This is a genomic window from Rhodopila sp. (assembly GCF_965277165.1).
Lineage (GTDB): Bacteria > Pseudomonadota > Alphaproteobacteria > Acetobacterales > Acetobacteraceae > Rhodopila.
Genome location: NZ_CBDICE010000006.1, coordinates 782,942 through 795,986 on the forward strand (window position 1 = coordinate 782,942; position 13,045 = coordinate 795,986).

The 13,045-nt window shown below is 67.6% G+C and carries 11 protein-coding genes; 5 read left to right on the forward strand and 6 right to left on the reverse strand.

Annotated elements, in window-relative coordinates:
* Nucleotides 1–15: 15 nt before the first annotated feature.
* From hpnA to hpnD, 4 genes are read left to right on the forward strand one after another with little or no spacing between them, the layout of a single operon-like run.
* Nucleotides 16–1,008 carry a hopanoid-associated sugar epimerase gene (gene hpnA, locus ACQY4Y_RS15245; RefSeq protein ID WP_428491456.1) on the forward strand — a complete coding sequence of 331 codons (993 nt, stop codon included), beginning with the start codon at nucleotides 16–18 and terminating at the stop codon, nucleotides 1,006–1,008.
* Nucleotides 1,005–2,120, forward strand: coding sequence for a glycosyltransferase (locus ACQY4Y_RS15250; RefSeq protein WP_428491457.1), 1,116 nt, complete (start codon nucleotides 1,005–1,007; stop codon nucleotides 2,118–2,120). Before hpnA ends, ACQY4Y_RS15250 begins: the two co-directional genes overlap by 4 nt.
* Nucleotides 2,117–2,968: a squalene synthase HpnC gene (hpnC, locus tag ACQY4Y_RS15255; protein WP_428491458.1), complete on the forward strand. Its 852-nt coding sequence runs from the start codon at nucleotides 2,117–2,119 to the stop codon at nucleotides 2,966–2,968. Before ACQY4Y_RS15250 ends, hpnC begins: the two co-directional genes overlap by 4 nt.
* Before the next feature lie 26 nt (nucleotides 2,969–2,994).
* Nucleotides 2,995–3,858 (forward strand): presqualene diphosphate synthase HpnD, encoded by an 864-nt coding sequence (gene hpnD, locus ACQY4Y_RS15260; protein WP_428491459.1) that lies wholly within the window; start codon nucleotides 2,995–2,997, stop codon nucleotides 3,856–3,858.
* A gap of 372 nt (nucleotides 3,859–4,230) precedes the next feature.
* On the opposite strand, the gene ACQY4Y_RS15265 is transcribed toward hpnD, so the two are convergent.
* The 5 genes from ACQY4Y_RS15265 to ACQY4Y_RS15285 are packed head-to-tail and all read right to left on the reverse strand — an operon-like array spanning nucleotide 4,231 to nucleotide 10,760.
* The gene (locus ACQY4Y_RS15265) at nucleotides 4,231–4,725 is read right to left on the reverse strand and encodes an NADH-quinone oxidoreductase subunit B family protein (protein ID WP_428491460.1); all 495 of its coding nucleotides are present in this window, start codon (nucleotides 4,723–4,725) and stop codon (nucleotides 4,231–4,233) included.
* Nucleotides 4,725–6,248 carry a hypothetical protein gene (locus ACQY4Y_RS15270; protein ID WP_428491461.1) on the reverse strand — a complete coding sequence of 508 codons (1,524 nt, stop codon included), beginning with the start codon at nucleotides 6,246–6,248 and terminating at the stop codon, nucleotides 4,725–4,727. The genes ACQY4Y_RS15265 and ACQY4Y_RS15270 overlap by 1 nt, the downstream gene beginning before the upstream one ends.
* Entirely contained in the window at nucleotides 6,245–7,876 is a 1,632-nt protein-coding gene (locus ACQY4Y_RS15275) for a hypothetical protein (RefSeq protein WP_428491462.1), read from the reverse strand. Before ACQY4Y_RS15275 ends, ACQY4Y_RS15270 begins: the two co-directional genes overlap by 4 nt.
* Nucleotides 7,873–8,790: an NADH-quinone oxidoreductase subunit H gene (locus tag ACQY4Y_RS15280; RefSeq protein ID WP_428491463.1), complete on the reverse strand. Its 918-nt coding sequence runs from the start codon at nucleotides 8,788–8,790 to the stop codon at nucleotides 7,873–7,875. The genes ACQY4Y_RS15275 and ACQY4Y_RS15280 overlap by 4 nt, the downstream gene beginning before the upstream one ends.
* The gene (locus ACQY4Y_RS15285; RefSeq protein ID WP_428491464.1) at nucleotides 8,787–10,760 is read right to left on the reverse strand and encodes a hypothetical protein; all 1,974 of its coding nucleotides are present in this window, start codon (nucleotides 10,758–10,760) and stop codon (nucleotides 8,787–8,789) included. Before ACQY4Y_RS15285 ends, ACQY4Y_RS15280 begins: the two co-directional genes overlap by 4 nt.
* 232 nt (nucleotides 10,761–10,992) lie before the next feature.
* Between ACQY4Y_RS15285 and ACQY4Y_RS15290 the strand changes: the two genes are divergently transcribed.
* Nucleotides 10,993–11,871 (forward strand): oxygenase MpaB family protein, encoded by an 879-nt coding sequence (locus tag ACQY4Y_RS15290; protein WP_428491465.1) that lies wholly within the window; start codon nucleotides 10,993–10,995, stop codon nucleotides 11,869–11,871.
* Nucleotides 11,872–11,935: 64 nt separating this feature from the next.
* Here the strand turns inward: ACQY4Y_RS15290 and ACQY4Y_RS15295 are convergent, their stop codons facing one another.
* Entirely contained in the window at nucleotides 11,936–12,805 is an 870-nt protein-coding gene (locus tag ACQY4Y_RS15295; protein WP_428491466.1) for a DMT family transporter, read from the reverse strand.
* Nucleotides 12,806–13,045: the final 240 nt, after the last annotated feature.

Here is a 13,045-nt window from a genome sequence, read left to right on the forward strand (position 1 = left end):
CGGAAGGGAGGCGCCATGACAACCCTGGTGACAGGCGCGACGGGCTTTGTCGGGTCGGCGGTCGCGCGAGCTCTTGCGGCTCGCGGCCATGGCCTGCGCCTGCTGGTTCGCTCGACCAGTGATCGCCGCAATATCGCCGGGCTGGACGCAGACGTCGTCACCGGCGACCTTACCGACGCCGATTCGCTGGCACGTGCCGCTGCCGGCTGCCGTTATGTTCTTCATGTCGCCGCCGATTACCGGGTCTGGGTGCCCGATCCGGCGGTGATGCTGCGGGCCAACGTCGATGGCGCGGTCGCGATGGTGCGCGCCGCCGCGGAGGCCGGAGCCGAACGCATCGTCCATTGCAGCTCGGTCGCCGCGCTTGGACAAATCGGCGACGGCAGCGTGGCGGACGAGGCAACGCCGACCAACGAGGCCGATTTCGTCGGTGTCTACAAGCGTTCGAAATACCTTGCCGAGAAAGCCGTGCTGGAACTTGCCGGACGCGACCGGCTGCCGGTGGTGGTGGTCAATCCGGCGGCCCCGGTCGGTCCGCGCGACATCAAGCCAACACCCACCGGCAAGATGATCCGCGACGCGGCCGCCGGGCGCATGCCGGCCTATGTCGATACCGGGTTGAACATCGTTCACGTCGACGACGTCGCCCTGGGTCATGTGCTGGCGCTGGAACACGGCCGCCCGGGCGAGCGCTACGTATTGGGCGGGGAAAACATGCTGCTGAAGGACGTGCTGGCGTTGGTCGCCGATGTCGTGAACCGCCGGCCGCCCTCACTGCGGCTGCCCGAGGCAGCGGTCTGGCCGGTGGCGTTGGTGATGGAGAAGCTGGCGAACCTGACCGGCATCGCACCGTTGGTGACGCGCGACCATCTGAAAATGGCGCGCAAGAAGATGTTCTATTCATCGGCCAAGGCGACGGCCGAATTGGGCTACCACGCGCGGCCCCCGCGCCTGGCGGTGCAGGATGCGGTTGCCTGGTTCCGCGCCAACGGAATGCTGGCGCAATGACCACGATGGCGGCGCTCGCCTTGCTGATCTGGATCTATCTGATCTTTGCCCGCGGCAGCTTCTGGCAGGCCGGGCCGGTGCTGCCGGTGGCCCACCCGGTCACCGCGCCGTCGGTGGCGATCGTGGTGCCGGCGCGCGATGAGGCACCCCTGATCGAGGCCACGCTGCGCTCCTTGTTGGCACAGGATTACGCCGGGCCGTGGCGAGTGATCCTGACCGACGACGCCAGCACCGACGGCACCGGCGCCATCGCCCGCGGCATCGGCGATCCGCGCCTGACGGTGCTGGCCGGCGCGCCGCGACCGGCGGGCTGGAGCGGCAAGCTGTGGGCGGTCTCGCAAGCTGTCACGGCGGCCGACCAGGCCGACCTGGTGTTGCTGACGGATGCCGATATCGTGCACCAACCGGCGCATCTGTCATCGCTCGTTGCCCGCATCGAGCGATACGGCCTCGATCTGGTTTCCGAAATGGTCAGGCTCGCTTGCGACAGCCCGGCGGAGCGAGCGCTGGTGCCGGCGTTCGTGTACTTCTTCCAGTTGCTGTATCCGTTCGCCTGGGTGAACGACGGTCTGCGGGGCATTGCCGCCGCGGCTGGCGGAACGATTCTGATCCGGACCCGCGCCTTGCAGCGGATCGGTGGGGTACAGAGCGTGAAAGATGCCCTGATCGACGATGTCGCGCTCGCGGCGGCGGTGAAAAAAGGCGGCCGGATCTGGCTCGGGCACGCCGATCTGGCGCGATCGGTGCGGCCATATCCTTCGGTTGCCGAGATCTGGCGGATGGTCGCCCGCACCGCCTTCGTGCAGCTTCGCTACTCGGTGCTCCTGCTAGCCGCCACCACGCTTGGCCTGGCGCTGATCTTCCTGGCTCCCCCGGCGACGACGTTGCTCGGGCACGGGCGGGCATTTTGGTGCGGCTTGGCGGCGTGGATGATGCTTTCGGGGTCGTATCTTCCTACCTTGCGTCGATTCGGGCGCTCATGGCTTTGGGCGCCGTTGCTGCCAGCGATCGCTGGGTTCTACATGGCCGCGACGATCGGATCGGCGGTGAACCATTTTCGCGGCCGCGGCGTGGCCTGGAAGGGACGCGCCTACGAGGGTGCCGGCGGATGACCGAAACGGACGTATCCACTCTGGCCGATGTCGAGACGTGGTCGGGCAAGGGCCGTCACGACGAGAATTTTCCCGTCGGGTCCCGGTTGATCGCGCGCCGCCACCGCGAACCGATCCATCGTTATTACAGCTTTGCCCGGAACGCAGACGACATTGCCGATTCGGCTTCGCTTTCCGCGCAGCAGAAAATCGACCGTCTCGACATCATGGAAGACGTCCTGCTTGGGCACCGGCAGACCGGTTCGCCGAGCGCGGCGGCGTTGCGGGCTAGTTTGTCGCGGACCGGGATCACGTCGAAACACGCGACGGATCTGCTGGTCGCGTTCCGCCAGGATGCGACCAAGCTGCGCTATGCGACAGTCGAGGAACTGCACCACTATTGCCGCTATTCGGCGGTTCCGGTGGGCCGCTACGTGCTGGACGTGCATGGCGAGAGCAGCGATTGCCACGCGCCATCGGACGCGCTCTGCACGTCGTTGCAAATCATAAATCATATTCAGGACTGCGCCACCGACCTGGCCGAGCTTGATCGTTGCTATCTGCCGCAGGCCCTGCTGGCGCAGTTCGGTGCCTCCATCGAGGATTTGCGCCGGCCGGACGAGACAGCCGCCTTGCGCCGCGTTTTCATGGCGTTGCTGGAACAGGTCGATCGGATGAACCTTGAAGCATCGGCGCTGCCGAAAGCTGTCCGCGACCGCCGCCTTCGCGCGGAAACCGCGATCATATGCGGTTTGGCGACCCGCCTAACCAAGCGGTTGACCCGTAACGATCCGTTGGCGAAGCGCGTCAAGTTGCAGCCCGCTGACGCGGTTTTCAGTGTGCTGGCCGCGGCGCCCAATCTGCTATGACTGCATCCGGCACGACAGCGCGTACAATGACCGCCCGACCGACGCCACTGGGTGCGGCGCAACAGGACCTGGACGCGGTGGAACAGATCGTGCGCGCGGCGGGGACGTCGTTCTACCACGGCATGCGCGTGCTGCCGCCGGACCGTCGCCACGCGATGTATGCGATCTATGCGTTCTGCCGGATCGTCGACGATATCGCCGACGAGTCTGGATCGCTGGAGGAGAAACGCCGCGGCCTGGCTGCGTGGCGCGATCGAATTGCCGCCGCGTATCTGCGCCGTGCCGACGGGCCGGTCACCCGCGTGCTGACGGCGGCGATACCGCGGTTCGGATTGCGGGCCGATGATTTCATCGCCGTCATCGACGGGATGCAGAGCGATGCCGAAACGGTTGTGGTGGCGCCGGATATGGCCGTGCTGGACCTTTATTGCGATCGTGTCGCCTCCGCCGTCGGACGATTGTCGGTGCGGGCGTTCGGCGATGCGACTCCGGCGGCCGATCGTGTCGCCCATGCGCTTGGAAGAGCGTTACAGATGACCAACATCTTGCGCGATATCCAAGAGGACGCCCAGCGGGGGCGGATCTATCTGCCACGGGAGTATTTGCGTGCTGCCGGCGTAGCTGCGGATCCGGCAACCATCCTGATCGCGCCGGGATTGCCCGAGGTCTGCGAGCGACTGGCGCGACTGGCTCATGACTACTTTCGCCAAGCCCGCGAATCGATGCGGCAATGCGATCCGGTGGCGATGAAACCGGCTCGGCTGATGGCAGCGACCTATGATGCGATCCTCTCGTTGCTAGAACGACGAGGTTGGAAACGGCTGGATCAGAGGGTCAGTTTGCCGAAATGGAAGAAACTGTGGCTGGCGTGCCGTTACGGGCTGTTTTAGCGCCAGGATGGCGGCTTTGCGGCTAAATTTTCTTGCCATCAGACCCTATGCCGATGCAAAATAATCTCAGTCGGTTAGGTGAAAAATCTTGGCCCGACCGTCAACCCGCTCGCCCCCGCCCCCGTCAAACCCATCCGGAGCCATGCCCGTGATACCCTCGTTCAAGCGCCTGATCGTCGCGCTGGCATTCGTTGTGCCGGCGGCAGCCCTGGCTACGTCGCCGGTCATGGCGTCCAGCCATCACCGGACGAAGCACCATTCGTCGGCCCACAAGTCCAGCAGACACAAGACCAGCCATGCCAGGAAGTCCACCCGGTCGACCGCTGGCTGATAAGCCCGTGCTGACCTCTCCCGTTCGCGGGAGAGGTGGTTCTAGCTTGCGTTGGCCTCAAGCAACGATCGCAGCCCGGCCAGAATTTGTGTTGGAGGCGGTGGGCATCCACCGATTTTCAAATCCACCGGGATGGAAAGTCCGGTGCCGCCCAGAACCGCGTAGCTGCCCTTGAATACACCGCCGTCCAAGGCGCAGTCACCGACCGCGACCACCCATTTCGGGTCTGGCGTCGCATCCCAGGCTTGTTCCAGCGCCGCCTTCAAGTTTCGGGTCAACGGGCCGGTGACCAGCAGAATGTCCGCATGACGCGGGCTCTCTACGAAGCGCAGTCCGAAGCGTTCCAGATCATACACCACGTTGTTCAGCGCTCGCAGCTCCAGTTCACAGCCGCCGCAGCTTCCGGTGTTGACGTGGCGTATTGCCAGGCTGCGGCCGAGTCGGGTTTGCGCGGCGGCCTCCAGCCGGGCGCGCAGCGACGCCGTCGTTTCGGGGTCGGCCGGACCGACGGCTTCGGATCGGGGTTTCAGTGTCATCACAAATCCATTCCGGACGCGGGCAATGCCAAGGAGGCTCGGATCAGCGCGACGTCCGTGGCCTCGGCATCCCGCAGCACTCGTTCGGCCAGCGGCCATAGCGCCCAGCCGGGATCGCGGGGGAAGGCGGCGGCGATCTGGCCGTGATCGAGTTGCAGCCAGTGCCAGACATCGCCACGAGGCGATTCGGCGCAGGCGATGCCCTCGCCGCTGAGCTGCGGCAGAACGATGCCGACCGGTCCGTCCGGCAGTCCGTCGAACGCCGCCGCGATCAGTCGCAGGCTTTCGCCGATCTCGAAAATCCGCAGTTGCTGTCTGGCCGAAGCATCACCCTCGGAACGAATCGCCAGGCGCGGGCTCAAGCCACCATAGCCGGTCGAAACCACCATCCGGCCATCGAACGCCCGACCCGACGCCCGACCCACGGTGCCGCCGACGCCCAGCGTGGCCGCGAGTTCCCCGGATGCCCGGCCCAAACCGGACAGCACCGAGGACAGCGCGGGCCGCTCGTGCAGTCGGCGGATGCCGTCCAACTCGGAGGCGATCGCGCCCAGCGAGCGCAGGATGACCTCGGTGCCGCCGTCGGCGATGTCGACCGCGAGACCGCCGGGCACCACGCAATCCATCAACAACCGGTGGCCGAATGCCATGTGCGACGTCCGCAGCAGGTTTTCTCGCAGCATGCCGCATCGCGTCCACACCAGTCGAGCGCCCGCCAGGCGGCCCACCTCGGCAAGGTTGTCGAGGTGGGCGGCGATCCGTTCCATCTCCAGCAACACGATCCGCAGCGTGGCGGCGCGCGGCGGTGCGGTAACCTGCATCGCTGCCTCGGTGGCCTGGGCGAACGCAACCGAATGGGCCACGGTGGCATCACCCGACAGGCGGGCGGCGAAGCGGGCAGCGGTGCGTGGCGATTTGCCGCGCATCAGGCTCAGCACACCTTTGTGGGTGAAGCCCAGCACCTCCTCGGCGTGGCGGATGGCATTGCCATTCAGGGTCAGGCGAAGATGCGCTGCTTCGTCGACCAGACCCCAAAGCGGCCCGAGCGGAAGCAGCATCGAGTCCGGCCGATCGGTGGCTTGCAGCAGCGACGTTTCGGCGCTGTCGCGAGGCTGCGGCCGGATCGCCATCGGCCGGACCTGCGGCCAGTGGCCGTGATCGAGCCAGGGACGCGCGTCAATGCCGCCCTGCGCCTCGTGTCCCCAAAGGTCGCGGATCATCCGCTCATACGGCACGGCGCCGGGCAGTGCCGGGGACAACGCCGGATAGCGCCCGGCTTCAACCGGGGTCGAGACCGGCACTATGGTCAGCGCTTCGGGGTTCTGGAACAGTGCGTAGGCCTGTGTGGTGTCGGCCCAATGGGCCAGCAGCGTCCATGACTCGGTCATCGAAGCCTTGGCAAGGGCGGTCCAGCCTGTGTGCGATAGGACGCTGCGCCGCCAGGGCTGGCACGCTTCCGCGTGTGCCAACCGCACGATATCGCTGGCGGTGCCTGGCCGGTGGCGCCCGATGTCGAGCGTCATGTGCGGCCGGCCGTCAGGATGCGCCACCAATGGACCAGCCCGTTGGGGGCGAAGTAGCCGGCGAACACCGCGAGCAACAACGGCAGCCAGACAATCGACGGCACCATCAGTCGTGTCGGCAGTTCAGGCCAGCGGCGCGGCATGCTGGCGAGCATGATCGGAACCAGCGCCGCGCCAACGACAAGCAGCAGCCAAGGGTCGTGCGCGCTGATTGTCAGCACCACCAGGGCAAGGCCGGGAAAAACCCCCAGCGGCGGGATGCCACCCAGTGCGGCGATCGCCAGTGACCGGGCCGGACGGCCGTTGAACCTGGCGGCGGAGCGAGACAGGATCAGCAGGACCAGCAGGGCCAGTGCGGCGAAGCGTCCCTCGGCGTGGCCGATGCTGATGCTCAACGCGGCGATGCTGGCCTGGGCCAATTGCAGCAGGGCCACGCGATGCAGCCGAACCGGGTTGGCCAGGCGGATGGCGCAGGCTAGCAAGGCAACCAGGGCGATTCCGGCGGCGATCCCCTCCACCTCGGGTGGCCACGCGGTCAGGTTCGCCAGGCGCAATATCAGGACCACCAGAATCACCGCCAGATCCGGAACCACGGCCGCGATCATTGCAAGACCGCTGAACAGGCTGAACGCACCAAGCAAGGACGGTGCGGCAACCGGCGGCGTGGCCGGCAGCAGCATGCCAAACAGGACCAGGCCGGCGGCGGTGAACGCCAGCACTCCGCCGCGCCAACGGCGCGACAGAGTCGGCAGCAACGCCGCCGCCATCGCGGCCACCACCGCCAGCCATGCCACCATCGGATCTGGCGCACACACCGCGATTATGCCACAGGCGCTCTGCGTCCATGCGGTTGCTCGGCGCATGGGGCTGCGCGCTTCGCGGTTTCGCCGGGCGCAGACACGCAGCACGCCATCCAGACCGAGCAGCGGTGCGAACACCGAGGCTAGCGAATCGAGCGGAACGATCAGCGTTGCGGCGAACAGGGCCGCCGCCAGCGTCAGATCGATCCGTCGCAGCCAGCTTGCGTCGAACGTCAGGCTGGGCATCCAGGATTTGCCCCGGCCGGGAGGCTCATGCCGTGGCGAGGAGGCGATGGCCGGCACCAGCAGGCCGGCGGCGAGCGGCAGCGGCAGCACCAGGCAAGCCGTGGGCAGCAGCAACGAGGCTGCCAGCGTCGGCGGTTCGGCAACCAGGCATCCGGCGAGCACGATGCCGTTTTGCAATGCGACCAATGCGATGACCTGCATGGGCGGGTGGGAGCGGTTTGCCGCCAGCAACACCGACAACAGGACGACCGTCAGCGCCAGGGCGAGGCTGCCTTGCGATTGGCACAGGGTCGCCAGAATGGCGGCAGCGGCGATTGCAACTTTGGCTCCTCCGACCGCGGCCGCGCGTCGCTCCGGCACGGGCGTTATATGCCGGGCCAGAAAGATGCCCGCGCCAAGGATCAGTGGCGGCAGCCCCAACAGCGGGCGGTGAAGCTCCGCGGCGGTGACCGCGACCGCGGCGGACTGTACCGCCAGCAGCAGCGCCGCGATGCTGAGCTGCCTGGTAACGAGCAGGGCAAAGGCCATCACCAGCGCCAGCCCGGCGCTGCCTTGCGCCAATGGAGTGGCCATCGCGGTCATACGGTCCCCGTGCTGGCCAGGACCATGATGGTGGCCAACAGCGCCAACAGCGCCGCGACGCCGACCAGGTCGGACAGGCCTCGGCGGGGAACCCGGCCCAGAAAGGTCTGGACCGCCGATAGGCCGACGGTGAACGCCGCGAGTTTCACCGCCCAGCACGCCAAGCCGATCAGCCAGCCCAGCGGAAAGCCGCCGGCGCCGGCCATCCCGATCGGCAGGAACAGGCCGCCGATAAGATCGATCCACACCAGCCGCCGCAGCCAGACGGTGATCCGCGATATCGCAAGGTCGGTACCGCTTGCCATCTGCCGCAGGCCGTCGTCGTCCGCGCTCGCCTCGGCGAACAGCAGCGCCAGCATCGCGGTCAGTGCGACTGCCGAGGCCGCGGCCGGCAGCAGCAGCCCCTCCCGCTGCTGGGCGATGATCAGATCGAGATTGAAGTTGCCGCCGATCAGCGCGAGGCTGACCACGGACAGCATCAACGCGGGTTCCGTCAGCACGGCACGGGCGCTGGCACTCTGCGCGGCCAGCGCCGGCAGCGGGGCGCCGCAATCCAGGGCGGCGAGGCTGCTGGCGATACGCGCCAGTGCCAGAAGCGAGACGATCACAAGAACGTCGGCCAGCGGCGCCAGCGCCATGCCCAGGGTGAACGACGGCACAAGGGCGGCGGCGGACAGGGTCGCGCCAAGTGCAACCGCCGGAGCCAGCCGCGAGACGACCGAAGCGCTGTCCATCGCCATCGGGGTTTTGCGCCAAAGACGCGCCAGATCCTGCCAGGGAAGCAGCAGCGGTGGGCCGGTTCGGCCGCCCAGTCGGGCGCTGACCCAGTCGAGTGCGCCAGCGAATGTCGGTGCGGCGGCCAGCATCAGGACGATGTGCATGATTTGCGTCAGCAGCGACAACAGCGAGCTCATCCCGTCAGCGCCCGTGCCAGCAGCAGCACGCCAAAACCGGCAAGCACGATCCACAGTCCGGCGACGCCTGGAAACGGCCGCGACATTGCCCTTGATGTCGGCCATTCGACGCCAGTCCACGGGGCACGGGTCCATGCGGGGCGAGGCAACGCGAGGCCAAGCCATGCGACGGCGGGCGATGCTGCGCCGGGTGATGGGTCTCCGGGTGATGCCGCTGGGGGCGATCCAGCTCGGGGCGATGGCGCTCGGGGCGATGCCGCTAGGGGCCGGGTCGGCACGGGCGGCGCTGGCACGAACCCCTCGCCGGCGGATTGCGCCGCCGGATCGCCGAACGGAAGCCCGAGCGGAGGCAGCATCCCATCCGCCCAGATCCCGGCTGTCTTGGCTTCCTTGCGCGACCAGCGAGGTGTCTGCAGCACGATCGCAGTTCCCAGTGCCAGCAATGCGAACACCGAAAGCGCCGGATAGCTCGGCGACGAGACCGAGGGCGGCAGCAATGACAGCCCGAAGCCGCCGCCCGGCGGAGTGCCGCTCAGCGCTCGGATCGCTGGTTCGCCGAAAGCCCAGATGATCGGTCCGGGTAGCAGGCCGGCGACCAGGCAGAGACCAGCCAGCGCGAGCAGGACGCCGCGGGCGGCTGACTTGGTCTCCGTCGCACCGGCACCCTGCGGCGTGCGCGGTCGGCCGAGCACCGCTGTGCCGAGCAGGCGGACCGCGGCGGCGGCGGCAAGTGCCGCCGACAGTGCGATGGCGGCACCGATCAACGCCAGTGGCAACTGGAACAGCAGGCCTCCGGTTCGTGGCGCCGATCGGATCGACTCGAACAGCAGCCATAGGGTGGCGAAGCCGAGGCCGGGAGGCAGCGCGGACAGACCCAGCAGGCCCACGGTCAGGGCGCCGGACGAGGCCGGCATCGCTTGCACCAGGCCACCCAGCCGCGACAACCGCCAGGTGCCGGCACTGGCGCCGATCGCGTGCGTCGCCAGTGCCGTCAGCACTCCGGCCACGGCGCCGCCGACCGCGGACAGAAAGCTGGCAGCGAATGCAAAGGCGGCGGCTCCAGGCAAGTCGGCGGCCCGGGTGATCAACGCAAGTCCGATCCCGGCCGTTGCCAGGCCAGCCTGTCTGCGTATCAGGCACAACACCGACCGGTCGATTTCGGCATGGCGCGCGGCCGACCAGCCCTCGATGACCGCGAGGGCACCGCCGCCGAGCAAAAGGACGAAGCCGAAGGTGGTTTGATTGGCCGCGCCCGCGAGGTCGGCGATTATTCGCAGCAGCAGGTAGCAGCCGAAGGGCATCAGCACGCCCCCGGTTAGCGCATTGTGGGTCCAGCATCGCTGCTTGGATCGGTGCCAGATCAGGCCGGCGACGGCGACGGCGGTCAACGCGGCGGCGGCGGTCGCGCGGCCGGGATCGATCGGCGCGGCGCGGATGGCATCGAATCGCGGGGCGAAACCGACCGGGGCGAGCAGGCAAACCGCCGCCAGCAACAGCAACGGGACCAGCAAAGTCGCCGCACGGTGCGGGTTGGCGTCCGCGAACCGGATCGCGCCACAGGTGACGCTGAGACCGATCGCCAGGGTCATGCCGTCTGCCGCCAGCAGTGCCAGAACGGTGCCGGCGAGGCATAAAGCGATGCTCCGCGGGCCAGCGTCCAGCCTCGGGGCGGCGTCCGTTGCCGGAAACGCCGCAGTGAGGAAGCCGGCCAGGAACACCACCCCCAGAAAGAACATCGATAGCGAATCGAGAGCCAGATGCAGCGCCAGGCCGGGCGGCCCCACCGGCAGCGTCAGCGCCGCCGCCGGAGCGCGTATCAGCAGAAGCCCGACGCAGGCCAGCATGCCCAGGCCGGTCAGCAGCATCGCCAGCAGCCGGCCAACGGCAGGCTGCAAGCGGGTGCCGAAACCGCCCAGCAAAACCAGCGCAACGGCGTCCAACGCCACGAACAGGAGGATCGGGTTGCTCACCGGCGATAAGGTAACACCACTGCCCGGATTCGTGGGGACGGTCAGCGATTGGTGAAGCATTGTCTGCCTACGGCTTTTCAAGGACTGCGACATCGTAACGGCACGCCGAGAGTCACACGCTGAGAGTCAGGGGTGACGCAACGTGGCGCAGGATTTATCGTTGAAGCTGCATGACATTCTCCTCGGCACGCGCCGCGCCCTGGGCGCCGATCCATCCAAACGGTGACCGCTGATGCCGTATCCGGTGGCCAGCGTGTTTCCATCTCGCTCATTGCGCACGCTGGTGACGCGGCCGATCAAGGACGTGATCGCCACCGAGGTGGTTGCGTTGTTCAATGACCGATCGCGCGGCGAGAAGCCGGTGGTGCGGCGTCCCGACGGCCTGTTTGGGCCAGATGCGGTCGCCTGGCGGGTTCACGGCGATGTCACCTCAATGATGGTCGGCGGCGTCGCGGGACTGTTGTTGCAGATGCTGCACCCGGCGGTCCTGGCAGGGGTGTGGGATCATTCCAACTTTCGGTCCGACATGCGTGGCCGGCTGCGGCGCACGGCCCGTTTCATCGCGCTCACCACCTATGGCGGCCGGGCCGAGGCCGAGGCAACGATCGCCCGGGTCAGCGCGATCCACAACCGCGTCCGTGGCACCTTGCCGGACGGCCGTGCCTATGCCGCGAACGATCCCGCACTGCTGGCATGGGTGCACGTTACCGAGGCGACCAGCTTCCTCGACGCCTGGATGCGCTATGCCGAACCGCGCATGTCGGCGGCGGATCAGGACCGCTACTTCCGGGAGATGGCGAGGATTGCCGTGGCACTGGGCGCCGATCCGGTGCCGCGAAGCCGCACCGAGGCGCGCGAATTGATCCGGCGGACGCGGCCCAATCTGGTGTGCGATGCGCGCACCCGGGAAGTCGCCCGGCTGGTTCTGACGCAGCAAGCGCCGCGCATCATGGCGGAGCCGTTGCAGGCGCTGACGATGCAGGCCGGCGTCGACCTGCTGCCGTCTTGGGCGCGACAAATGCACCGCTTGGCGGTACCGACAGTGAGCCGTCCGCTGGTGCGTGCTGGTACGCTTGGGATCGCCCGCACGCTGCGCTGGGCGTTCCAATGAACCCGCCCGTCTTGCGTTCACTCGCTGACCCAGCCGCCCTCGGCGAAGCGTGGGCGTCCGCGTTTCAGGCCGCCTCACGCGGTGGCGCGGCGACCAGCCAGCAACCGGCCGACGCGACCACGAGGCCCAGCACTGCCAGCAGGCTGAGTCGCTCGCCCAGAATAACCCAGGCAAGCAGCGCGGCGGTGCCCGGGACCAGGTAGAAGTTGGCGCTAACCCGCGCCGCCGACCCGCGCGTCAGCATGGCGAAATAAAGCCCCATCCCGCCCAGCGAAACCATCACCGTGTTCCACGCGGTTGCCACGACCGCGCCCGTGGTCCAGTCGGCTCGGGACGTTTCAAGCAGCCACGCGCCGAGCGCCGAGACCACGGCGGCGGCAATGAACTGCGCGGTGGCTCCGGGAAGCAGCGGAACGCCCCGGCAGAAGCGCCCGAAATACAGCGTCCCGGCGACCAGACCCAACACACCGACAAACGCCAGCAGCAGGCCCTGGAAACGCGAGGTGCTTTCGAACGCGGCATATCCCACGACCAGTCCGACGCCAGCCATTCCCAGCGCCAGTCCAAGCCACTGACGGGAGTGCAATCGCTCGTGCAGCAGCACGACCCCGAGCACCGCGGTCAGCAGCGGCGTCAGCGATTGCACCAACGCAATCTGGGCGGCTGGTGCCAGTAGCAGCCCGACATGCGGCGCCATCAGGCCGATCGCGTTCAGCAACGCGCCGGCGACCGCGCAATGCAGCCAACGCCAACCGCTCAGCGGCCGCCAGGACCGGCGCAGCAGCAGCATGACCGCCACCAGCACGACGGCGCAGCCGGCCATGCGGACAGCGACGAACAGCAACGGCGAAATGTGTCGCAGACCCGCCTTGGCGGCGATGAACGATGAACTCCACAGCAGCACGAACAACAATGGGGCAAGCCGTGTCAGCATGCCAGCGGGCGGCTGTCCGCGGACTGACGGATTTTCAGGATTGCGATCAAGCGTGACGTACCCCGGCTTGCCCCAGATTGCCGGTGTGCTCGTTGAACCTATCCGGCCCCAGCGGTTGCGGCCGGAAAATCAGTGAACGACGAGTCAAACCGATCATCCTCGAATCCGCCACCCTGTTTCGGCCTTATCCCGCGCCTTCGGGTTCGGCGCGATCTTGCATCCCGACGCATCTTATCGCAA